Source organism: Streptomyces sp. NPDC050619, from assembly GCF_040654815.1.
Classification (GTDB): domain Bacteria; phylum Actinomycetota; class Actinomycetes; order Streptomycetales; family Streptomycetaceae; genus Streptomyces.
This window is the reverse complement of sequence record NZ_JBFAIR010000001.1, coordinates 702,348-725,357: the sequence shown is the minus strand read 5'-3', so window position 1 is coordinate 725,357 and position 23,010 is coordinate 702,348. Positions and strand designations below refer to the sequence as shown.

General features: G+C 70.2%; 18 protein-coding genes. 7 read left to right on the top strand and 11 right to left on the bottom strand.

The genetic code is table 11. From position 1 onward, the window contains the following. Nucleotides 1–222 precede the first annotated feature (222 nt). A complete protein-coding gene (locus AB0I77_RS03190) occupies nt 223–2,664 on the bottom strand; it encodes a glycoside hydrolase family 3 C-terminal domain-containing protein (protein ID WP_363280533.1) in 2,442 nt (813 codons plus the stop codon). 251 nt (nt 2,665–2,915) lie between these two features. Between AB0I77_RS03190 and AB0I77_RS03185 the strand changes: the two genes are divergently transcribed. Continuing rightward, nucleotides 2,916–4,157, top strand: coding sequence for a pyroglutamyl peptidase (locus AB0I77_RS03185; RefSeq protein WP_363280531.1), 1,242 nt, complete (start codon nt 2,916–2,918; stop codon nt 4,155–4,157). Nucleotides 4,158–4,161: 4 nt separating this feature from the next. Here AB0I77_RS03185 and AB0I77_RS03180 read toward each other — a convergent pair whose 3' ends face one another. From AB0I77_RS03180 to AB0I77_RS03170, 3 genes are read right to left on the bottom strand one after another with little or no spacing between them, the layout of a single operon-like run. After that, nucleotides 4,162–4,665, bottom strand: a complete 504-nt coding sequence (locus AB0I77_RS03180; protein ID WP_363280530.1) for a MarR family transcriptional regulator — start codon at nt 4,663–4,665, stop codon at nt 4,162–4,164. A 33-nt stretch (nt 4,666–4,698) separates the two neighbouring features. Continuing rightward, entirely contained in the window at nt 4,699–5,493 is a 795-nt protein-coding gene (locus tag AB0I77_RS03175; RefSeq protein WP_363280529.1) for an EI24 domain-containing protein, read from the bottom strand. Nucleotides 5,494–5,531: 38 nt separating this feature from the next. Beyond that, nucleotides 5,532–6,395 (bottom strand): hypothetical protein, encoded by an 864-nt coding sequence (locus AB0I77_RS03170; protein ID WP_363280528.1) that lies wholly within the window; start codon nt 6,393–6,395, stop codon nt 5,532–5,534. Nucleotides 6,396–6,585: 190 nt separating this feature from the next. Between AB0I77_RS03170 and AB0I77_RS03165 the strand changes: the two genes are divergently transcribed. Together AB0I77_RS03165 and AB0I77_RS03160 are read left to right on the top strand one after the other, a co-directional pair. After that, nucleotides 6,586–9,180: a M14 family zinc carboxypeptidase gene (locus AB0I77_RS03165; protein WP_363280527.1), complete on the top strand. Its 2,595-nt coding sequence runs from the start codon at nt 6,586–6,588 to the stop codon at nt 9,178–9,180. Continuing rightward, on the top strand, nt 9,177–10,331 hold the full coding sequence (locus tag AB0I77_RS03160) for a serine hydrolase domain-containing protein (RefSeq protein WP_363280526.1): 1,155 nt from the start codon (nt 9,177–9,179) through the stop codon (nt 10,329–10,331). Before AB0I77_RS03165 ends, AB0I77_RS03160 begins: the two co-directional genes overlap by 4 nt. Before the next feature lie 116 nt (nt 10,332–10,447). Here the strand turns inward: AB0I77_RS03160 and AB0I77_RS03155 are convergent, their stop codons facing one another. Beyond that, on the bottom strand, nt 10,448–11,446 hold the full coding sequence (locus AB0I77_RS03155; RefSeq protein ID WP_363280525.1) for an NADP-dependent oxidoreductase: 999 nt from the start codon (nt 11,444–11,446) through the stop codon (nt 10,448–10,450). Nucleotides 11,447–11,532: 86 nt separating this feature from the next. Between AB0I77_RS03155 and AB0I77_RS03150 the strand changes: the two genes are divergently transcribed. Beyond that, entirely contained in the window at nt 11,533–11,970 is a 438-nt protein-coding gene (locus AB0I77_RS03150) for a MarR family transcriptional regulator (RefSeq protein ID WP_363280524.1), read from the top strand. Between the two features lie 111 nt (nt 11,971–12,081). Here the strand turns inward: AB0I77_RS03150 and yjfF are convergent, their stop codons facing one another. The 6 genes from yjfF to AB0I77_RS03120 all read right to left on the bottom strand — a co-directional run bounded on the left by yjfF (nt 12,082) and on the right by AB0I77_RS03120 (nt 19,376). Further along, the gene (gene yjfF / locus AB0I77_RS03145) at nt 12,082–13,104 is read right to left on the bottom strand and encodes a galactofuranose ABC transporter, permease protein YjfF (protein WP_363280523.1); all 1,023 of its coding nucleotides are present in this window, start codon (nt 13,102–13,104) and stop codon (nt 12,082–12,084) included. Beyond that, nucleotides 13,104–14,204, bottom strand: a complete 1,101-nt coding sequence (locus tag AB0I77_RS03140; protein WP_363280522.1) for an ABC transporter permease — start codon at nt 14,202–14,204, stop codon at nt 13,104–13,106. Before AB0I77_RS03140 ends, yjfF begins: the two co-directional genes overlap by 1 nt. Next, on the bottom strand, nt 14,201–15,739 hold the full coding sequence (locus tag AB0I77_RS03135; protein ID WP_363280521.1) for a sugar ABC transporter ATP-binding protein: 1,539 nt from the start codon (nt 15,737–15,739) through the stop codon (nt 14,201–14,203). Before AB0I77_RS03135 ends, AB0I77_RS03140 begins: the two co-directional genes overlap by 4 nt. 107 nt (nt 15,740–15,846) lie before the next feature. Next, nucleotides 15,847–16,854, bottom strand: a complete 1,008-nt coding sequence (locus AB0I77_RS03130; protein ID WP_363280520.1) for an ABC transporter substrate-binding protein — start codon at nt 16,852–16,854, stop codon at nt 15,847–15,849. A 135-nt stretch (nt 16,855–16,989) separates the two neighbouring features. Beyond that, nucleotides 16,990–18,036 carry a LacI family DNA-binding transcriptional regulator gene (locus tag AB0I77_RS03125; protein ID WP_363280519.1) on the bottom strand — a complete coding sequence of 349 codons (1,047 nt, stop codon included), beginning with the start codon at nt 18,034–18,036 and terminating at the stop codon, nt 16,990–16,992. Between the two features lie 518 nt (nt 18,037–18,554). Continuing rightward, nucleotides 18,555–19,376, bottom strand: coding sequence for a hypothetical protein (locus AB0I77_RS03120; RefSeq protein ID WP_363280518.1), 822 nt, complete (start codon nt 19,374–19,376; stop codon nt 18,555–18,557). Between the two features lie 255 nt (nt 19,377–19,631). Between AB0I77_RS03120 and AB0I77_RS03115 the strand changes: the two genes are divergently transcribed. From AB0I77_RS03115 to AB0I77_RS03105, 3 genes are all read left to right on the top strand, one after another. Continuing rightward, the gene (locus AB0I77_RS03115; protein ID WP_363280517.1) at nt 19,632–20,789 is read left to right on the top strand and encodes a mandelate racemase/muconate lactonizing enzyme family protein; all 1,158 of its coding nucleotides are present in this window, start codon (nt 19,632–19,634) and stop codon (nt 20,787–20,789) included. Beyond that, the gene (locus AB0I77_RS03110) at nt 20,786–21,790 is read left to right on the top strand and encodes an alcohol dehydrogenase catalytic domain-containing protein (RefSeq protein ID WP_363280516.1); all 1,005 of its coding nucleotides are present in this window, start codon (nt 20,786–20,788) and stop codon (nt 21,788–21,790) included. The genes AB0I77_RS03115 and AB0I77_RS03110 overlap by 4 nt, the downstream gene beginning before the upstream one ends. 111 nt (nt 21,791–21,901) lie before the next feature. Beyond that, complete coding sequence (locus AB0I77_RS03105) at nt 21,902–22,873, top strand: hypothetical protein (protein WP_363280514.1); 972 nt, start codon at nt 21,902–21,904, stop codon at nt 22,871–22,873. Nucleotides 22,874–23,010: the final 137 nt, after the last annotated feature.

Sequence of the window (23,010 nt, the reverse complement as noted above, 5' to 3'; positions counted from 1 at the left end):
GTGAGCGGGGTCTGGTGCGTGCAGCTGCAAGGCGGAGGAGGGCGTCGACGCGGAGCGTCGGCAACCGACGACAACGCGGCAGATGCGCGTGCCAGGCCCCGCGTCTGCGGCGTGATCCAAACGACAGGCCCTAGGTGGACAAGCGCCCGGTAGACGTCACGAGCCCCGGCCCAGGGGTCAGGTCCCGGGCCGGGGCTGCTTATGGGGAGGCTTGCTCCCGGATCAGACGTTAATCGTCACGGTGACTCGGCGGTCCGTGATCGAGCGTCCCACGTGGATCTCGTACGAACCCTTCACAAACGACCACGCTCCCGCCTTCTCGTCCCAGATCTCGAAGGCGCGGCGCGGGAGTTCCACGGAGGCCTCGACGAGCTCGCCGGGAGCGGCCGACACGCCCGCGAATCCGGCCAGCCGGCGGGCCGGACGCTCGCCGTCGGGCTCGGCGGGTGCCAGGTAGACCTGCACGACCTCGCGGCCGACACGCGCACCGGAGTTACGCAGCCGGACCCGGACGGTCGTGCCCCGCACCTCGACCGACTCGTACGTCCAGTCGGTGTAGCCGAGACCGTGGCCGAAGGGGTACGAAGGGGTCCTCCCCTCCTTCTCCCAGGCGCTGTGGCCGATGAAGACGCCCTCGGAGTACGGGAGTTCGCCGTCCTTGGGGACGACCCGGGTGACCGGGGCGTCGGCCAGGGTGCCCCAGGTGGTGGGGAGCCGGCCGCCGGGCTCGTGGACGCCGGTCAGGACGTCGGCCAGGGCCGCTCCGCCCTCCTGGCCGGGGAACCAGCTCAGCAGGACGGCGGCCACCTCGGCACGCCAGGGCAGTTCCACCGGGGAGCCGGAGTTGACGACCACGACGGTGTTCGGGTTGGCGGCGGCGACCGCGCGGACCAGGTCGTCCTGGCGGCCGGGGAGGGCGAGGTCGGTGCGGTCGAAGCCCTCCGACTCCACGCGTTCGGTGGTGGCGACCACGACGACGGCCGTGTCGGCGGCGCGGGCCGCGGCCACGGCCTCGGCGATCAGCTCGTCGGGGTCGCGCTGCGGGTCCTGGTGGGCGAGGGCGAAGCCGATCGCCTTCATCGGGTGGTCCTCATCGACCTCGACCCCGTACGTCAGGGACACCTCCACCGGTTCGCCCGCGGTCAGTTCGGCCTGGGCACGGGGCACGGGCGCGCCGAAGAACGCCTCGAAGGCGTCGTCCGCGGCGGGGCGCTGGATGTCGTCGAAGTACGTCGCGGAGTCGATCGTGAGCGTGAAGGCGCCCAGGCCCTTGATGCCGAAGGTGTGCGGGCCCGTCTCGCGCGGGGTGAAGGTGCCGGTGAGTTCGACGGTGTGGAGGGCGGCGTGGGTGACTCCCTCGGGCAGGTCGGCGCCCATCCACTGGATCTGGCCGCTGGGTGCCGTGCCCGTGCCGATGACCTGGCCGTCGGCGTCACGGCAGACGGCGCGCAGCTCGAAGCCCTTGTCGGCGACGGCGAGTTCGGTGTTCGGGTCGGCGCCGACGGCGTAGGTGAGGGCGCCTTCGGGGAGAGCTGCGGTGAGGCCGTCGAGCGGGGAGACGATCCGGGCGGGGAAGACCGTGGCGGAGCCGCCGCCGAGGACCCGGGCGTCGCGGGCGGCGGCGCCGAGGAGGGCGACCGTGCCCTGCTTCAGGGGCAGGGCGTCGCGTTCGTTGCGCACGAGGACGAAGGAGCGGCGGGCGATCTCGCGGGCCAGGGCCTCGCCGTCGACCGTGTCCGGCAGCTCGGTCACCACCGGGTCGGCGCCCTCCAGGATGCCGACGCGGGCGGCGAGCCGCAGGACGTTGCGTACGGCCCCGTCGACCTTGGCCTCCTCGACCTCGCCGCCCCGTACGGCTGCGGCGAGGGCGTCGCCGTAGACGGTCTTCGGGCCGGGCATGGCGACGTCGAGGCCGCCCTCGACGGCGCCTGCGGTCGACCGGGCGGCGGTCCAGTCGGAGACGTTGAAGCCGTCGAAGCCCCATTCGCCGCGCAGGATCTCCTGCACCAGGTAGCGGTGCTCGGTCATCGTCGTGCCGTTGACCGAGTTGTAGGCGGTCATGATGCCCCAGGGGTGGGCGTTTTCGACGATGGCCTCGAAGGGGGCCAAGTACAGCTCGCGCAGGGCGCGTTCGGAGATCAGGTTGTTCACCGTGAGGCGGTCGGTCTCGGCGTCGTTGGCGACGAAGTGCTTGACGGTGGTGCCGACGCCGCCGGACTGGACGCCGGTCACATAGGCCGCGCCGATCCGCCCGGTCAGGTACGGGTCCTCGCTGTACGCCTCGAAGTGACGGCCGCCGAGCGGGGAGCGGTGCAGGTTGACCGTGGGGGCGAGCAGGACGTGGACGCCCTTGCGGCGGGCCTCCTGGGCCAGCAACACCCCTGCCCTGCGGGCCAGTTCCGGGTCCCAGGTGGCGGCGAGGGCGGTCGGCGAGGGCAGCGCGATCGACGGGTCGTCGGCGGTCCAGCGCACGCCCCGGACGCCGATCGGGCCGTCGGACATGACCAAGGAACTCAGGCCGATCTCCGGCAGGGCGGGCAGGGACCACATGTCCTGGCCGGCCAGCAGCCGGGCCTTGGCGTCCAGGTCGAGCTTGCGCAGGGCGGCCTCGACGGCTGCCTCGCGCTGTTCGTCGGCCGCGCTGGTTTCCAGGGTCTGTGCCATGTGGGTGCCTCCTCGTCGACGTCCACGGACGTCTCCATCCTGCCCCGGCCGCCTACGAAGGACCCAGGACCGAAACCATCGCGATGCGGCCCGGGATCATCCAGACCTTCTCGGCGCTGCTCGGCGAAAGGTGAACAGATGATTCCGTCTCCTGAGTCACACCCCATGGCGTAGACCACTTCTGTCACGCGATACTGCGGCCGTTGGGCAGCAACGCTTCCCCCCACGGCGACAGAAGGGCCTGAACTGCCTTGACTTCTCTACGTGTTCGGATCGGTGTCCTCGGACTGACCCTGATGGCGGGGCTGACGGCTCCCACCGCCACGGCAGCCGCGGAAACCGCCCCCTCCCCCACCGTCGAGGAGCAGCGGCTCGACAAGGCCGTGCCCCAGGAGATCCTCAGACGCTCCGGATTCGACGCCCTGACCACCGAGTTCACCCGCGCGCTCGGCTCGGCGGGCTCCTACACCGAGGCCCGCCGGCTCGTCGTACGGGAAGGGTCGGCGCTGTGGCGGCGGGCCGTGGAGCGGGCGCAGGGGCGGGGGCCCGAGGGAGGGGACCTCAGCCGGGACGACGACCGGCCGTTGTACTGGGCGCGGCTGGGGATGACCCGGGAGGTGCGCACCTGGGCGCCGGGCTTCGGGCTGTCCGACACGCAACGGGACTCGCTGATCGACGAGTTGGAGCGGACCTCGCGCGGGCAGACCACAGTTCGCTATCCGCCGGGCGAGCAGGTCAAGCGGATCCTGGTGACCGGGTTCGACCCGTTCACGCTGGACCAGGACGTCCGGATCTCCAACCCCTCGGGCGCCACCGCCCTCGCGCTCGACGGTACGGTGATCGAGACGGCGGACGGGCCGGCCCGGGTGGAGACCGTCGTGTTCCCTGTGCGCTGGCAGGACTTCGCCGACGGCACGGTGGAGCGGACGCTGCGGCCGTACCTGAAGAAGGTGGATCTCTTCACCACCGTGAGCCAGGGACGCGTGGGCCGCTTCGACGTCGAGCGGACCAACGGGGCCTGGCGGGGCGGCTTCCCGGACAACGACAACATCAGCCGGACCGAGACCGTCCCGGTCACCGACCCGGCCTCGCAGCCGCAGTGGACGACGACGACCCTGCCGTACCAGGACATCGTGGCCGCGGACACCGGGCGGTTCCCCGTGTACGACAACACGGAGGTGACCGAGATCCCGGCGGGCGGCACCGATCCGGTCGTCGAGCCGGACGGACCGACGACCGGCTCGACGGCCGTGGAAGGCGGCGGCGGGAACTACCTGTCCAACGAGATCGCCTACCGCGCCACCCTGCTGCGGGACCGGCTGGGGCTGCACGACGTGCTGCCGGGCGGGCATGTGCACACGCCCGTACTGGAGTTCGGGGCGGGGAACACCGATCCGGCGACCGGCACCGTGACCGATCCGGAGTTCGTACGGAACCGGCTGGACATCATCGCGCAGGTGCGGACGATCCTGGCGGTGGCGGCCGGGGGCTGAGCCGTCAGTCCGGCAGGTCGCCGTCGCCGCCCAGGTTGGCGACCATGCGGCGCAGGACGTTGATCGTGGTCACGAAGTCGGCCGGGTCGACGCCCTCGTGCGCCTGCTCGTGGACCCGCAGGTTCCGTTCGCGGGCGCGCAGCCGCCCGGCCTCGCCCGCCTCGGTGAGCGTCATCGTCCTGGTCCCCGCGGCCTCTGTCATCCAGCCGCGGGCGACCAGGTCGTCGTAGACGCCGTCGAAGTCGATGCCTTGGTCGTCGTACGCCGTCAGGCGGGCGGAGAGCGTGGCGCGGGTGAAGGTGCCGGGCTTTCCGGCGACGTGGTTGAGCGTCCACCAGTGCGGCTGGGTGAGATCCTCCGCCGCGAGCCGCTCACGCAGGGCTGCCACCATGCGGCGGCCGGTCTCCGAACTCCACCAGCCGATGGGCTGGGCGGCCAGTTCCTCGTGCGAGTACGTCTTGATCGTCTGCGTCTGGGGCGTCTGCGTCTGGGGCGTCTGGATCGTCATGTGACGAACCTAGAAGCTCAAGCATGCTTGAGGTCAAGCGTGCACTTCGTCCAGGGCATCGCCGTTCTCCTCGGGCTCCGCCGTTTCCTCGCCGGCCAGTTCGCGGGCCATCAGCGTGGCGCCCGCGACCGCACCCGGCATGAGGAAGACCGCGACGAACGGGACCAGGAAGGCGACGGCCAAAGGTGTGCCGAAGCCCCAGATGAGGGTCTTGCGGGTGCGCAGGAGGGTGAGGCGGTCGCGGAGATCGACGCGGCGGCGCTGGAGGGCGACGGCGGTGAGTTCCTCGGTGAGGAAGAAGCCGGTGACGAAGAAGCCGATCACGGGGACGGCCGTCTGGCCGACGAACGGGAGGAAGCCGAGCGCGAAGAGGAGGACGCCCCAGACGGCGGCGCGCGCCACGATACGGAGGCTGTCGCGGGCCGAGATCCACAGCTCGCGCCAGAGCGGCAGGCCGGACTCGGGGGCGGTGCCGTCCGGGGAGACGTCCCGGTCGACCTTCTCGGAGAGGTTCTCGTAGAAGGGCTGGCCGATGAGCAGGGTGACCGCGGTGAAGGTGACGACGGACAGGAGGAGGGCGAGGGCGAACAGTACGGCGGTGAGGAAGCCGCGGAAGAGTCCGAGCCAGGGGCTCGACCAGTCGTCGGCGAAGGGGGTCGCCCAGGCGACGAAGTCCTGGCCCCACAGCGCGAGCGCGACGAGCGCCGCCGCGTAGAGGACGAGGGTGATCAGGCCCGGAAGCAGTCCGAAGCCGTACTGCTTGCCGTGCCGGGCCACCCAGCGTTGCCCTTGCAGGAGGTACTGGAATCCCGCCCCGAGATCGTGCATGGGGAAACTCTATCGGGGCGCTTCATCAGGGCGCGCGGTCACACCGGCGTCACCGCCACCACAACTCCTGGTTCCGCCGTCGGAGACACCGCCGCCGATACGCGTACCGCCGCCGCCCGGGCCAGGCGGCCGGTGCGGGACGCGGTGGCCATCAGGAGCGGCTGGAGTCGCTCCAAGCCGGACACCACCAACTCCTCTCCCACGATCAGCACCGGTCGCGCCGCCTTCGCCGTCGCCGCTGCCGCCTCCGTGAGGTCGGCAAGCGGCGGGAACGTCGCGCGGATCACGCCCCCTCCGGCGGTGGCCGCGCGTTCGGCCAGGGCCACCTGCAAGGGCATCAGCGGGGCCAGCGCGGCCGTCAGGGCGTCGGCGATCCTTCGGAGTTCGGGGCTGGAGTCGCGCAGCACCTCGGCCGCCTCCCGTAGCACGGGGGTGAGCGCGAGCAGCGCGCCCGCGGCCACGCCCGCCGTCGCGGGCAGCAGCGGTGACGTCGCCTCGACCAGGTCGCCGAGCGCCGCCGCGAACTCCTCGACGGCGGGCTCCACGGCGTCCAGGACCGGCAGCAGGCTGTCACCCAGGGCCGCCAGCAGCGCCTGGGCCGGTTCGCTCACCGGGTGCACGGCCAGCGGCGCCCCGCTCGTGCCGAGCCGCATCAGGGTGTCGACGATCCGGTAGAACGCCTCCTGGGCCTCGGGGGACTCGCTCGCCTCGGCCAGTTCGGCGGTGGTCTCGCGCAGGACGCGCAGCACCTCGCTGCCCGAACCGTCGCGCGGGTCGAAGGTGTTGATGGCTATTCGGGTGATGTTCCCGGCCGTGTCCAGGAGCTGGCCGGTGATGTCGGTGGTGTTGCGCGCCATGCGCAGCACGTCGCCCCTGCTGGGGAGCGAAGGGATCGTTGCCATGGACTCTCTCCTCGCCTCACACGCCGTCGCCCTGTGCGCTGTCCGGTGTTCCGCCCCTCAGCATGCCCGGTCCCAAACCCCTCGGATGCGCCATCCGGGGCATCCGCGACACCAACTACCTCTTGTTGCGGTTGAGTCGAACAGGTACACCTCGCCGTACCGATCTGAGGAAGCCCCGGAGGAGGTACGCGTGCGCACCACGAGAACCGTTCCTGCGAGACCCGTTCTGATCACGGCCCTCGCCGTCACCACGGCGGGCTCACTCCTGCTCGCCCCCCGTACGGCCAACGCGGAGACCGAGCCCTCCGTTTCCCGGGACGTCACCCGTGAGGGCCCCGCCGTCGACGAGCGCGCCGCCCGCGCGCCCGAGAGCGCCGCCGAGCGGGCCCTCGCCGGCTCGGCGACCCCAACGGCCGACACAGGCACGGCGCGCGGCTATCCGCGCGAACAGGTCCTGACCCCCGACCCGGAGAACCCCGCCGACAAGTCCATCAAGCTCGGCCTCACCCCGTACCACGCGATCGCCCCGAAGCTGAACGCCCTGCAACGGCTCGGCGACCGGGTGAGTGTCGAGGTCGCGGGCCGCTCGGCCGGCGGGCACCGGCTCTACCTCGTCACGGTCACCGCCCCGGAGAGCGCCCGCCAGGCCCGCGCCCAGGAGCGGATGCGCGAGCTCATCGAGAACGCGCCTGTCCGGGCCGCCAAGGACCCGGCGATCAAGGCCGGTTACAAGGCTCCCGTCTTCTTCAACAACAACATCCACGGCAACGAGTGGGAGGGCACCGACGCCTCCCTGAGGATCGTCGAGCAGCTCGCGACCGCGAAGGACGCCCGCACCAAGGACCTTCTCTCCCACAGCCGCCTCTACTTCAACATCACCGCAAACCCGGACGGCCGGATCGCCGGCACCCGCGCCAATGCCAACGGCTTCGACATGAACCGGGACTTCGTCACCGCCTCGCAGCCCGAGGTGCGCGCGATGCGGCAGATCGAGATCGACAAGCAGCCGGCCGTCATGCTCGACCTGCACGGCTACGTCAACGGCACGCTCATCGAGCCCACCACTCCCCCGCACGGCGAGAACTACGAGTACGACCTGTTCCTGAAGAACACCTACGCCAACGCGCTCGGCATGGAGGCCGCCGTCAACGGCCTCGGCCACACGCCTGCGAAGGACGGCGTCGAACCGGCCCAGATCCCCTTCCGCGACCAGGAGGAGGGCTGGGACGACTGGCCCCCGATCTTCACCCCGCAGTACGCGGCCTTCCACGGCACGGTCGCCGCGCACACGGTGGAGATCCCGCTGGCGGTGAACAACGCGGCCTACACCAGCCTCCCGGAGGCCGAACTGCGCCGCCGGTCCGCGATCAACGTGGACGTGGCGGGCGCGGCCATCCGGTCCACCCTCGACTTCGTGCGGACGAACCGCACTTCGCTCGTCGCCGACCAGATCGAGGTCTTCCGGCGCGGGGCGGCGGGCGCGGCCCAGGTGCCGTTGTCCGAGGAGACGGTCCCGGGCGTTGTGGGCATCGGCCCCGAGGACGTCTACACCACCGACTTCCCGCGCGCGTACGTCATTCCGGCGGGCGGCACCGGACAGCGCTCGGCCACCGCCGCCGCCCGCCTGGTGGACCACCTCCTCGCCAACGACGTCCGCGTCACCCGGGCGGCCCGCGACTTCCGGCTCGCCGGACGGTCGTACGCGAAGGGCTCGTACGTCGTCGACATGCGCCAGCCCAAGCGCGGCCTCGCGAACGTGCTGCTTGCCGACGGGCGGGACATCAGCGACAAGGTCTCGGTGATGTACGACATCTCGGGCTGGAGCCTGGGCCGCCTGTGGGGCGCCACGGTGCGGCCGGTGACCTCCGGCGGTCTGACGGGCGTGCCGCTGCGGACGGTGAGCGCGGCCACGGACGTCGGGTACGTCGCCCCGCGCGGCGACCTGCGACTGCGGCTCGACGACCCGCAGGAGATCGCCGCGCTCAACGCCCTTCTCCAGCAGGGCGTTTCGGTACGGCAGGCGGCCGACGGCAGTGCGATCGTGCCGGCGTCGGCACGTGTCAACGCGACGACACTCGCACGGACCTACGACGTCGTCTTCGACGCGACGAAGCTGACCGGCACGACCGAACTGCGCCGCCCGCGCGTGGCCGCCGCCGTCACCTCGGGCGAGCTGTTCGCGCTGCGGGAGATGAACTTCGAGGTCACGCCCGTCTCGACGGCCGTGCTGAACGCGGGCTTCGACTGGTCGAGAGCGGATGTGCTGTTCGTGTCGGCGGGGCTGGATCACGGCGCCCTGAACGCCGGAGCGCGCACGGCCCTGGACGGGTTCCTGGACCAGCATGGGCTCGTGGGGCGCGGTACGACCGGAGCGGCGCTCAGCTCGGCGGAAGGGCTGCTTTCGGCCAAACCGGTCGAGGGCAACGAGGACGCCAACGGCGTGGTGCGCGTGGTGAACTCGGGGCCGGTCACGGCCGGCGCGCCCGGCCACGGGTTCGTGTACGCACCCGTCTGGTTCACCGACCTCGGGCCCGAGGTCCGGGTGGAGCAGTCGTACGCGACCGGCGCTCCGCTCGTCTCCGGGCACTGGCGGGCGCGGGAGGACGGCTCCGGCGGTCCGGCGGACGCGGCGGGGCAGGCCTCGGTGATCAGCGGTCCGGGCGCTGTCCTGTTCGGCACGGAACCACTCTTCCGGGACCACCCGAAGGGGGAATTCGCCCAGGTCGGACGGGCATTGTTCACAGTGGCACCCGTGAGCAGCGGTACAGGTGAGGAGAGCGGATGACACAGGAGATCCACGGCACCGTCGCGGACGGCTTCGAGACGGTACGCGAGGAGTTCGCCACGTTCGTGGCGCGGGAACGGCCCGACTACGAAGGGCAGTTGTGCGCCTACGTGCACGGCCGCAAGGTCGTCGACCTGTGGGCCGGGGACGGCGCGGACGGCGGATCCCTCTACGGCGTGTTCTCGTCGACCAAGGGGGCGGCGCACCTGGTGGCCGCGCTCCTCGTGCAGGACGGCACGCTCGAGCTGGACCGAAAAGTGACGTACTACTGGCCGGAGTTCGGGGCGGAGGGCAAGAACGGGCTGACCCTGCGCGACCTGATCGCGCACCGGGCGGGCCTGATCGGGCTCGACGCCGGGTTCACGGCCCAGGAGCTGACCGATGACCGGGCGGTCGCCGAACGGCTCGCGGACCAGCGGCCGTTCTGGCGGCCGGGCACCGCCTTCGGCTATCACGCCCTCGTCATCGGCGCGCTGACCGGCGAGGTCGTACGCCGTGCCACGGGCCGTACGCTCCAGGAGGTGTACGAGGAGCGGGTCCGCGCCCCGTACGGGCTGGACTTCTTCCTGGGGCTGCCCGAGTCCCTGGAGATCCGCTACCGCTCCGTGCAGCCGATGGCCCCGACGGCGCAGCAGCAGGCCGTGCTGGACGCGGCGCCGAGCGGGCCGCACACGCTGGCCTCGATCGCGTTCAACGAGCATGTGCCGAACCCGGGGAGCCTGGCGGACTACGCCAACTCCCGTGCCGTACGCGCCAAGGGCCCGGCGTCGGCGGGCGGTGTGGCCGCCGCGCGCGGGCTCGCCGGGATGTACGCGGCGGCGATCAGCGAGATGGACGGCCGGCCGCCGCTGCTGAAGCCGGACACCGTCGCCGAGGTCGGGCAGATCCACTCGGTCGGGTACGACCTGGTGGCCCGGGCGCACAAGTCGTTCGGGCTCGGTTTCCAGGCCACGGCCGACATGTGGCACCCGTTCCTGGGCGCCGGGGCGTTCGGGCACAGCGGCGCGGGCGGTTCGCAGGCCTTCGCAGATCCGCGCAGCGGGCTGGCGTACGGCTACACGCGGCGGCGGATGGCCTTCCCGGGCGGCGCGGCGCCGGAGAACGACCGGCTGGCGCGGGCGGCGCACACGGCGGCCCTTGCCATGGGCTGAGCGAGGAAAGGACAGAGGCCGCACCCCACGTCCAGGGGTGCGGCCTCCGCCATACGCAACGAACGCGGGCGGGCAGCGTAACGGCCTGAAAGGCGCCGCCGCTCGGCTCAGCCCGCTCAGAGCTTGACGATCATCTTTCCGGAGTTGTCGCCGCGCAGGACGCCGAGGAAGGCCTCCAGGTTGTTCTCGATGCCCTCGACGACGGTCTCGCGGTACTTGAGCGCTCCAGAGGCGACCCAGGGGCCGACTTCCTGGACGAACTGCGGCTGGAGATCGTAATTGTCAGTGACCAGAACACCCTCGACGCGGAGCCGGTTCTGCAGGATCTTGACCATGTTGTGCGGTCCGGGAGTCGGCTCGGTCGCGTTGTACTGCGAGATCATGCCGCAGATCACGACCCGGCCCCGCACGTTGAGCGCGCCGATCGCGGCCTCGAGGTGCTCGCCGCCGACATTGTCGAAGTAGACGTCGATGCCGTCCGGGGCGGCCTCCTTGAGCTGCTCCCAGACCGGGCCGTCCTTGTAGTTGAACGCGGCGTCGAAGCCGTACTCCTCGATGAGGAGCTTGACCTTCTCGTCGGAGCCGGCCGAGCCGATGACCCGGGAGGCGCCCTTGAACTTGGCGATCTGCCCGACCTGGCTGCCGACGGCACCGGCGGCGCCGGACACGAACACGGAGTCGCCCTCCTTGAAGGAGGCCGTGCGCAGCAGGCCGGCGTAGGCGGTGAGGCCGGTCATGCCGAGGACGCCGAGGTACGTCGACAGGGGCGCGGCCTCCGGGTCGACCTTGACGGCCTGCTTGGCGTCCACGGCGGCGTACTCGCGCCAGCCGAGTTGGTGCAGGACGTGATCGCCGACGGCGATGCCCTCGGCGTTGGAGGCGACGACCTCGCCGACCGCGCCGCCGTGCATGACCTTGCCGAGCTCGTAGGGGGCGGCGTACGACTTGGCCGCGCTCATGCGGCCGCGCATGTACGGGTCGACGGAGAGGTACTTGTTCCGGACCAGGACCTGACCGTCACCCGGCTGCGGCAGCTCGGCCTCGACGAGGGCGAAGTCCTCGGGCTTCGGCCAGCCGACGGGGCGGGAGAGCAGGTGCCATTCGCGGTTGATCATCAGTTGCGCCTTTCCTTTACTTCAGTACCTGAAACAACTGTCGTTTGAATATTTCATGGTGTCAAGTAACGGGTACCCTGAGAGGCATGGCCACACCACCGCAGACCCGCCGCCCCGATGAACTGACCCTGGAGGTTGTCGACCTCATCGGATCCGTCGTGGCGCGCTACCACGAGGAGTACGAGGAGGCGGCGAGCACGCACGCGCTCACCGGCGCGCAGGCGAAACTGCTCAGCCTGCTCTCGCTCGGACCCCTGCCGATGCGGAAACTGGCGCACAAGCTGAAGTGCGAGCCCTCGAACGTCACGGGCATCGTGGACCGCCTGGAGGCCCGAGGCCTGGTGGAGCGCCGCCCGGACCCGGCCGACCGCCGCGTGAAGCTGGCGGCGGCGACGCCGGAGGGGCGCCGAACAGCCCGGGAGCTGCGAGAGGGACTGCGGTTCGCGCTGGAGCCGCTGGCGGGGCTGGGCGAAGAGGAGCGGCTGATGCTGGTGGGGTTGCTGCGGCGGATGCTGGCAGCGTAAGGCGCGTGCCGCCGCGGCGCCGCCTTACGCGGCACCGGCCCGCGGCCCCTGTCACCGCCCACGCAGAGCGTCGGCGGCGACAGGGGCCGCGGGCCGGAAACGCCGGCCGGCTCAGGTCTTCTGGCGGGTTGTCATGAAGCGCTGGACCAGGATGAACGCGCAGAGCAGCACACCCGTGGCGATCTTCGTCCACCAAGAGCTGAGCGTGCCCTCGAACTGGATGATGCTCTTGATCAGGCCAAGGACCAGCACACCGAAGAGCGTGCCGATCACATATCCGGAGCCGCCCGTGAGCAGCGTGCCGCCGATGACGACCGCGGCGATCGCGTCGAGTTCCATACCGGTGGCGTGCAGCGGGTCACCGGACTGGATGTACAGGGTGAAGAGCAGCCCGGCCAGCGCCGAGCAGAACCCGCTCACGGTGTACACGGCGATCTTCGTGCCGCCCTGCGGAAGGCCCATCAGCATGGCCGACTGCTCGTTGCCGCCGATGGCGTACACCCGGCGTCCGAAGCGCGTGTAGTGCAGAACGTAGAACGCCGCGGCCAGCACGACGAGCGCGACGATGGCTCCGATCGACAGGAAGGCCCCACCCAGTGACACCTGCGACTGGGCCATGCTGCTCACGGAGGAGTCGCTGATGGAGATCGACTCCTTGCTGATGACCAGACACAGGCCCCGGAAAAGGAAGAGGCCTGCGAGAGTCACGATGAAGGGCTGGATCTCGAAGTTGTGGATCACATATCCCATCAGGAAGCCGCCGAAGGCTCCCACGGCGAGCGCCATGGGTATCACCACCAGGATCGGCAGGCCCTGACGCTCCACCAACCATGCCGTGAACATGGTCGTGAAGCCGATCACGGAACCGACGGAGAGGTCGATGCCGCCGGACAGGATGACGAAGGTGGCACCGACCGCGGCGACCAGCAGATAGCCGTTGTCGACGAACAGGTTCATGAAGACCTGCGGTTCGGCGAACCCGTAGTTCTGATACCGGCTCAGACCGATGATGTACATCACGAGGAAGAGCCCCGCCGTCACCAGGACGGGCAGACGCCGGTCGCCGAGCCAACGGGCGGCCCTGCTCGTCTGACGGCGGTCCGGCGCCGTGGGCTTCTGGGTGGTCGTGGTCATCACGACACCTCCATCTTGCGAACGGTCTCGGGCGCCGGGGCGGCCTCCGCCTCAGCCGCGGCCTGCATGCCGCCTCGCCTACCGCCGAAGCCCCTGGCGCCGAACACCTTGGCGCGGAACTTCGGGGATTGGAGCAGGCAGACGACGATGACGACGGCGGCCTTGAAGACCAGGTTGGTCTGGGTCGGCACGCCGATGGTGTAGATCGTGGTGGTCAGGGTCTGGATGACGAGGGCGCCGACCACGGTGCCGCCGATGGAGAACCGGCCGCCCAGGAGCGAGGTGCCGCCGATCACCACAGCGAGGATCGCGTCGAGCTCGATCCACAGGCCCGCGTTGTTGCCGTCCGCCGCCGAGGTGTTGGAGCTGATCATCAGGCCCGCGATGCCCGCGCACCCCGCGCAGAAGACGTACACCATGATCTTGATGCGCAGGGACCTGATGCCCACCAGACGGCTGGCCTCGGCGTTGCCGCCGACCGACTCGACCAGCAGACCGAGAGCCGTACGGCGGGTCAGGGCCACGGTGACGGCCACGACCGCGGCCACCACGAAGATGGAGAAAGGCAGCGTCAGCCAGTAGCCGCCACCGATCAGCTTGTACGGCTCGCTGTTGATGGTGATGATCTGGCCGTCGGTGATCAGCTGGGCGACACCGCGTCCGGCGACCATGATGATCAGCGTGGCGATGATCGGCTGGATGCCCATCCTCGCCACCAGGAAGCCGTTCCAGAGGCCACAGACGACCGCGGCCAGCAGGCCCAGGCCCATGGCGAGGAGGACCCCGGCCAGGGCGCTCTGGTCTTTCTGGTCGCTGATGTACGAGCAGGTCAGCGCCCCGGTGATGGCGACCACGGCGCCGACCGAGAGGTCGATGCCGCCGGTGGCGATCACCAGCGTCATGCCGACCGCCACCAGGATCAGCGGCGATCCGAACAGCACGATCGAGACGAGGCTGCCGTAGAGGTGACCGTCCGTCATCTTGATCGAGAAGAAGTCGGGGGTGAAGGGAACGTTGACGAGCAGCAGGATGACCAGCACGGCGACCGGCCAGAACAACTGATGGCGCGTCAGCGCTCGCCATCGGGGATTGGTGGTCACAGGTGCTCTCCGCTCGCGATGGTCTCCAGGATCCGGGTGGGGGTGATCTCGGGCCCGTTGGCGATCTGTGCGACCAGCTTGCGGTCACGCAGCACGCCGATGGTGTGACTGAGCCGGAGCACCTCCTCCAACTCGGCCGCGATGTACAGCACGGACATGCCTTCCTCGGACAGCGAGACCACGAGTCTCTGGATCTCCGCCTTCGCGCCGACGTCGATGCCGCGCGTCGGCTCGTCCAGGATCAGCAGCTTCGGCTGGGTGATGAGCCAGCGGGCGAGCAGCACCTTCTGCTGGTTGCCGCCGCTGAGCTGGCCGACGCGGGCCTCCGGGTTGGCGGGCCGGATGTCCAGGGCCTTGATGTACTTGGCGACGAGTTCGTCGCGCTGGGCGGCCGGGACGGGCCGGGTCCAGCCCCGCGCGGCCTGCAGGGCCAGGATGATGTTCTCCCGCACCGTCAGGTCGGGTACCAGGCCCTCGGTCTTGCGGTTCTCCGAGCAGAACGCGACGCCCGCGGCGATCGCGTCGTTCGGGGCGCTCATCGAGATCTGCTTTCCGCCGATGCTGACCTTGCCGCTGTCGGGCTGGTCGGCGCCGAAGAGAAGCCGGGCGAGTTCGGTACGGCCGGAGCCGAGCAGGCCGGCCAGTCCGACGACCTCGCCCTTCTTGATCTCCAGGTCGAAGGGGGCGATGGCACCGGTCCTGCCGAGCCCGTCGGCGTGGACCAGCGATTCGCCGACATCGGCGTGCAGTTGGTGGTCGTGGAGCTCCTCCAGCTGGTCCAGGGCCTTGCCGATCATCAGCTGGACCAGTCCGACCTGGTCGAGGTCGCGGACCATGTGCTCGCCGACGAGGGTGCCGTTGCGCAGTACCGTCATCCGGTCGCAGATCTCGTAGATCTGGTCGAGGAAGTGCGAGACGAACAGGATCGCGACGCCTTCGTCCTTCAGCCGCCGCATCAGGCGGAACAGTTCGAGGACCTCGTCGCGGTCGAGGCTGGACGTCGGCTCGTCCAGGACCAGCACCTTGGTGCCGGCTCCGGCGCCGTCGCTGTCGCCGGTGCCCACCGACCGTACGATCGCGACCAGTTGCTGAACGGCCAGCGGGTACGAGGACAGGGGCGCGGTCACGTCGATGTCGAGGCCGAGCCGGTCGACCAGCTCCGCCGCTTCCTTGCGCAGCCGCTTCCACTGGATGCGGCCCATACGGGTCGGTTCGCGTCCGATGAAGATGTTCTCCGCCACCGACAGGTTGGGGCAGAGGTTCACCTCCTGGTAGACCGTGCTGATGCCGGCCTGCTGTGCCTCCAGCGGGCTGCCGATCCGCACGGACTCACCGTCGAGGGTGATCGTGCCTCCGTCCAGCGAGTAGACGCCGGTCAGCACCTTGATGAGGGTGGACTTCCCCGCCCCGTTCTCGCCCATCAGGGCGTGGATCTCGCCGGGGAAGAGCCGGAAGTCGACACCCGACAGAGCCCGTACCCCCGGAAACTCTTTGACTATGCCCGTCATCTCCAGGACGGGCAGCGGCTCTGCCATGGCAGCGCTCCTCATGGATTTCGTTCAGGCCCGCAGGGAGCCCCCTGGACAGCCCTCCGGACGGAGGGCTTGGTCGGGCGGAGCTCCCTGCCGGTGGGTGCGGTCGGTCAGTACTTGCGGGTCGGGAGCGCGGCCTTGGCCTGGTCCTGCATGAAGTCGCTCTCCTTGGTCTTGATCCAGCGCTCGACCGTCTCGCCGTCCTTGACCTTCTTCACGACCTCCATCAGCTGGGGGCCGAGCAGCGGGTTGCACTCGACGATGGCGTTGATCTTGCCCTCGGACATGGCGACGAAGCCGTCCTTCACGCCGTCGACCGTGACGATCAGGATGTCCTTGCCGGGCTTCTTGCCGGCCGCCTCGATGGCCTGGATGGCGCCGATGCCCATGTCGTCGTTGTGCGCGAAGAGCACGTCGATGTCCGGGTTGGACTGCAGGAAGGCCGCCATGACCTGCTTGCCTCCGGCGCGGGTGAAGTCACCGGTCTGGCTGACGACGATCTTCCAGTCGTCCTTGTGCTCGGCGTCCATGACCTCCTTGAAGCCCTTGGCACGTTCGATCGCGGGGGCGGCACCGGTGGTGCCCTCCAGCTGTGCGATCTTGACGTTGCCCTTGTGGCCGGCCTTCTCCAGGACCTTCTCCAGGATCTTGGCCGCGCGCCGGCCCTCGTCCGTGAAGTCCGAGCCGACGAGCGTGACGTACAGGGACTCGTCGGAGGTCTCGACGGAGCGGTCGGTGAGGACGACCGGGATCTTCTTGGCCTTGGCTTCCTTCAGCACCGCGTCCCAGCCGGTGACGACCACCGGCGAGAAGGCTATGACGTCCACACCCTGGGTGATGTAGCTGCGGATCGCGGAGATCTGGTTCTCCTGCTTCTGCTGGGCGTCGGAGAACTTGAGGGTGTAGCCCGCCGCCTTGGCCGCGTCCTTCACCGAGGTGGTGTTGGCGCTGCGCCAACCGCTCTCCGAGCCGACCTGGGAGAAGCCGAGCGTGATCGCCTTGGTGCCGCCCCCGGAGGAGGAGCCGGTGGAGCTGTCGTCCTCCTTGGCGCAGGCCGCCAGGCCGCCCGCGGCTGCCACGCCGACCGCCGCGGTGAGGAAGTTTCGTCTGTTGAGCATGTTCTTCTCCTTTGAAGAGCCGGTCCAGGGGCGGACCTGCTGGTACTCGATGGGACCGGCCATACTGCGTCCAGCCTGTCGATCATCGTTCGGTATATCGGCCACACCGCTGGGCGCGTGCGTCCGAGTGGTCGGTCAGAGAGGTGCGCGCTCCGATTGGGCGGTGTACGGGAACGTACTGGCGCGCACGACGAGTTGGGGTTCGATCGCGATCCGGGACGTGGTGGCGGGGGGTCGGCCCTCGATCAGATCCAGGAGCAGTGCGATGCCTCGCTTGCCCACCGCCGAGAAGTCCTGCCGGACGGTGGTGAGCGGCGGAGCGAAGAACTCCGACTCCGGGATGTCGTCGAAGCCGACCACCGCGACGTCCTGGGGAGTTCGGACCCCCGCCTCACGCAGGGCCCGCAGCACCCCCAGTGCCATCTGGTCGTTGGCGACGAAGACGGCGGTCAGCCCCCGGCCCACCCAGCCGGCCAGTTCCTGGCCCGCCCGGTAGCCCGACAGCGGACTCCAGTCCCCCCGCAGCAGCATGGGCGGATCGAGACCCTCCGCTTCGAGGGTCTCCCGCCAGCCGGCGGCCCGGTCGGCCGCCTCCTGCCAGTCCTCGGGTCCGGCGAGGTGCCAGACCGTGCGGTGGCCGACGGCCAGCAGATGGCCGGTGGCCAGCCGCCCCCCGAGGTGCTGGTCCACACTGACACTGGGGATGTCAACTCCCGGCCCGCTGCCCACGACCACCACGGGGAACGGGTGGCGGAGTTCGGCCAGAGCGTCCACCGCCGACCGCTGCGGAGCGATGGCGACCACTCCTTCGACCCCGCCCTCGCTGAGGTGGTCGAGGGCCTCGGACAGCTCCTCCATGGTCAGTTTGCGCAGACTGACCGTCGAGACGAGATAGCCCTCGGCGCGTGCCGCCTCCTCGAGCGCGAACAGCGTACTGGCCGGCCCGTAGAGGGTGGTGTCGGAGGCGACCACACCCAGCGTCCGGGTGCGCCGGGTCACCAGGGCTCGTGCGGAGGAGTTGCGGCGATAGCCCATCTCCTCGATAGCCCGCAGCACCCGGGCCCGCGTCTCCTCCCGCACGTTGGGGTGATCCCCCAGCACGCGGGACACGGTCTGATGGGACACGCCGGCCAGGCGCGCCACGTCGGCCATGGTGGGCGGCCGAAGTTGTGTGTGGGTCACGGCCGCACCTCCTTGGCGCTCGTCTGCCGATAAGTCCTGTGATGCGGATGGCTGATCCCGCGCCGCCGACTTCACGCCGGGATTCCGGTGATTCCAACCGCACGGGGAGGGAAGGGGAGTTGGGGCATTAGGGGCACAACGCTCGTAACTCCCGTGTTTCGCGTTGAAGGCTGACTGGTGAATGCGGACGTCATTGTGAGCGCTAACAATTCATGGTGGTCAAGGGGGGCTACAGCGGAAGCCCGTCACGGTTCCATAACGCACTGACAGCCGTGACACATCTCCCCTGTTCAGAGGCCTGATGGCCGTCCGAGGCGCCCGCACCGAGCGGCGACCCGACGACGGCCTGTGCGGCGGGAACGCGCCGAACCGGAACCCGTGCCGGCCGATGTGCGCGTTACCGGGACATCGGCCGCGCCGTCCTGGACGGCCGTCCAGCCGGGCCGCCGCCCGCTCAACGGCTCACAGGACGCACGCTCGACGCGATCGGGCGCGGAGTGGTCCGCGCGCCCGGAGCTCTACGAGCACCACCACAGGAAGCGCGTGCACGTTTCCGACGGCGACGGCTGCGGGGATGCGGTCGGGCCGGCGGTCGGAGTGGGGTCCGCGCCCGGGTCCGACGGGGCCGTCGGTCCGGAGGTCGGCCCGGAGGAGCCGGGGCGGGTGGTCGGCTGGGCTTCCTCGTCCGGGGCCCGCGTGGCCTTGTCGTCCTTCGAGGACTTTGATGCCGACGGGGAGGCGGAGCGGCTCGGGGAGGCGGAGGGCCTGTTCACGCCCGTGTCCGTCCTGCCGTCCGGTGGCTGCGCGGACGTGCTCGGCTTTGCTGCCGACCCGTCGACCTCGGACGAATCCCCTTCGGCCGCCGTGGGGGCGCGGGGGGAGGAGAACCCCGGCGCCTCCACGCCGAGTTCGGCCAGGCTCAGGCCGCCCGCCGCCAGGGCGAAGCCGACGGTGATCAGCACCACGCGTCTGCGGCGCCGGCGGTGGGCCGCGGCCTTGCGGTCGCGACGACTTGCGTCCTGTGCGCCGGCCGCCCCTCCGGAGCCCCGCCGGCCGCCCCGGCCCTGCTCGCGGCGGCGCGCGGCTCGCCCCTGGGGTTCGCCGCTCCCGCCTTCGTGATCGTCATGACCGCCGCGGTCGTCGCGGTCGTCCGAGTCGACCGGCGCCTCGTGCGCCGACGCGTCCTGCGTCTGCGGTTCCCGCGTATACGGTTCCTGCGTGTACGGCTTCGGCTCGTACGTGGCGGGCGGATACGCGCCCAGCTGTTCGGCAGACGTGCCGCACCCCGGGCAGGCGAGGGCGCCGTTCAGGTGCCTTCGGCACGGGTGGCAGTAGTCCATGACGCGGGAAGACTAGGTTCCTGGTTGGTCATGTTCCCGGGCCCGCCTGTGAATGTTGTGTGGGAAACCGGCCATACGGCGCGGTGACTCGAGTGACCTGGCGCACACCGCCGGCTCCCGACTTCCGAAAGGGGTGTCGAACCTATCGAAATCGTTTCCCGTTCGACCCATTGACACCCCGCTCACGCGGTCTTTACTGTCTGCCCAGCATTTCGAACATGTGACGAAATCTCGAACAGCCGAAGGGTTACTTCCGTGCGCATCACCGGAATCAGCACACACGTGGTCGGGACGCCGTGGCGCAACCTGACCTACGTCCTGGTGCACACCGACGAGGGCATCACGGGTGTCGGAGAGACCCGCATGCTGGGCCACACCGACGCGCTGATCGGCTATCTGCGGGAGGCCGAGGCCAATCACATTGTGGGCTCGGACCCGTTCGCCACGGAAGACCTCGTCCGGCGTATGAAGTACGGCGACTACGGGCGGGCCGGCGAGATCGTGATGTCCGGGATCGCCGTCGTCGAGATGGCCTGCTGGGACATCAAGGGCAAGGCCCTCGGCGTGCCGGTCTGGCAGCTGCTGGGCGGCAAGGTGACCGACAAGGTCAAAGCGTACGCCAACGGCTGGTACACGACCGAGCGGACGCCGGAGGCCTACCACAAGGCCGCCAAGGAGGTCATGGAGCGCGGCTACAAGGCGCTCAAGATCGACCCCTTCGGCACCGGGCACTTCGAGCTCGACCACCAGCAGAGCCTGTACGCCGTCTCCCTCATCGAGGCCGTGCGCGACGCCATCGGGCCGGACGCCGAGCTGATGCTGGAGATGCACGGCCGCTTCTCCCCCGCCACCGCCGTCCGGCTGGCGAAGGACCTCGCGCCCTTCAAGCCCGCGTGGCTCGAAGAGCCCGTACCGCCGGAGAACCTCAAGGCGCTGGAGAAGGTCGCCGCCAAGGTCGACATCCCGGTCGCCACGGGTGAGCGGATTCACGATCGCATCGAGTTCCGGGAGCTCTTCGAGAGCCAGGCCGTCGACATCATCCAGCCGGACGTCGGTCACATCGGCGGTATCTGGGAGACCAGGAAGCTGGCCGCGACCGCCGAGACGCACTACGTGCTGGTCGCCCCGCACAACGTAGGCGGCCCGGTCCTCACCGCCGCCTCCCTCCAGGTCGGCTTCACCTCCCCGAACTTCAAGATCCTCGAACACTTCAACGACTTCGCGGACGCGGAGATCAAGAAGGTCGTCAAGGGCGCGCCCGAGGTGATCGACGGGTACTTCCACCTCTCCGACGCTCCCGGTCTGGGTGTCGAGCTGGACATCGACGCCGCCGCCGAGTTCCCGCAGCAGCAGGCCCGCTTCGACCTGTGGGCCGAGGGCTGGGAGCAGCGCAAGCCGAAGGGTGCCAAGTGAGCACGGCCGTCGTCGTCGAGGCGCCCGGTGAGCACCGGCTCACCGCGCACACGCCCCGCGACCCCGGAGCCGGCGAGGCGCTGGTGCACGTCCACGCCGTCGGCATCTGCGGCAGCGACCGCGAGGTGTACCAGGGCAACCGGCCCGAGGGGTACGTCCGCTACCCGCTGACCCCCGGCCACGAGTGGTCCGGGACGGTCGAGAAGGTGGGCGCGGGCGTGCCCGAGTCGCTCGTCGGCCGGAAGGTCGTGGGGGAGGGCTTCCGCAACTGCCAGGTCTGCGACCGCTGCCACGCGGGCGAGACCACGCTGTGCACGGCGGGGTACGAGGAGACCGGGTTCACGCAGCCCGGGGCGATGGCCACCACCCTCACCCTGCCCGCCCGGCTGCTGCACGCCCTGCCGGACGACGCCGACCTGACGGCGGCGGCCCTGCTGGAGCCGGCCGCATGTATCGCGGCCGCCGCGATCAAGGCGAACGCGCTGCCCGGTGAGCGGGTGGCCGTCGTCGGCACCGGCACCCTCGGCATGTTCGCCGTTCAGTTCCTGAAAGCGGGCTCCCCTGCGGAGCTGCTGGTCGTCGGCACGCGGAACGACCGCGAGGCGTTGTCGAGACGGTTCGGCGCCAGCGACTTCCGGACGAAAGACCAGCCGCTCCCCGACGACTTCGACGTCGTCATCGAGACCGCCGGTTCCGCGTCCGCCGCGCGCACCGCCGCCTCCCTGCTCAGGCGTGGCGGGCGCCTGGTCCTGACGGGCATCCCGGCGCCGGGCGCGGAGGGTCTCGACCCGACCGACCTGGTCGTACGGCAGCTGGAGGTGCACACCGTCTTCGGGGCACCGCCGGACGCCTGGGCGCACACGGTGCGGGTGTTCGGGGCCGGGCTGCTCGATCCGCTGCCGCTGGTCACGCACGAGCTGCCGCTCGACGGGTTCGCCGAGGCCATCGAGCTGGTGGGATCCGGTGATCCGAAGGTGGGCAAGGTGCTGCTCCGCCCCTAAGACGTACGCCGGTACGGGGGCGACCTGACGGTCCCCGTACCGGCGTACACCCAAGCCCCCACGACTTGAGCCGCGAACCTCGTCCGAAATATCGAACACGAAGGACAGCTTGTGACGACCGACGCTTCCGCCACGGCAGCCCGCAGGCCCGGTGAGCAGGCGCTCACCACTCTCGGCCTGGGCGCGCCCGCCCTCGACCCTGCCGACGCCTCGCCGCACGCCTTCCCCGGCGGCGGCCGCTGGCGCACCGAGATCCCCTCGTGTGAGGGCCCCGAGGCGCTGGCCGTCGTCCTCAAGGAGTCCTCGCGCCTCGACGTGCCGATCCACCGGATCAGCCAGGGCAGCGGTGTGTGGATGCTGACCGACGCCGAGATCACCGAGATGGTCGACGCCACCGCCGAGCGTGACATCGAGCTCTGCCTGTTCACCGGCCCGCGCGGCACCTGGGACATCGGCGGCTCGACCCGGACCGACTCGCGCGGCGGCGGCCTGCGGGCCCGCGGCCACGACGCGGTCGCCGGCTGTGTCGAAGACGCCGTCCGCGCCACCGAGCTGGGCGTCAAGTGCCTCCTCGTCGCCGACGAGGGTGTGCTGTGGACGCTGCACCGGGCGCGCCGCGCCGGGATCATCCCGGCCGACACCACGCTCAAGGTGTCCGCGCTGATCGGGCCCGTCAACCCGGCCGCGTACGCCGTGTACGAGAACCTGGGCAGCGACTCGATCAACGTGCCCAGCGATCTGACGCTCGACCACCTCACCGAGATCCGGCGGATCTCCGCCGCCCCCATGGACATGTACATCGAGGCCCCCGACGATCTCGGCGGTTACGTGCGGATGTACGAGGTCGCCGAGCTGATCCGGCGCGGCGCGCCGATCTACCTGAAGTTCGGTCTGTCAAAGGCCCCGGGGATCTACCCGTACGGGCACCACATGCGCGACCTGACCCTGAACACCGCCCGCGAGAGGGTGCGCCGCGGCCGGCTCGCCCTGGACCTCCTGGCACGGCACGGAGTGGGCGACGACATGGCCCCGCTCGGCTCCCGGCTGCCCGGTGATCTGCGTCGATTCGATACACCCTCATAACATTCCGGACAACGCCCCTTCACAAAAGACGACGCGGCCGCACAGAATCCGACACACCCTCTACTCGGTCTCACCTCGCATGCGTGCCACGCAGCGGCCCCGCAAAGCCAGACCGAGCCCGCCCCACACATCAAGGA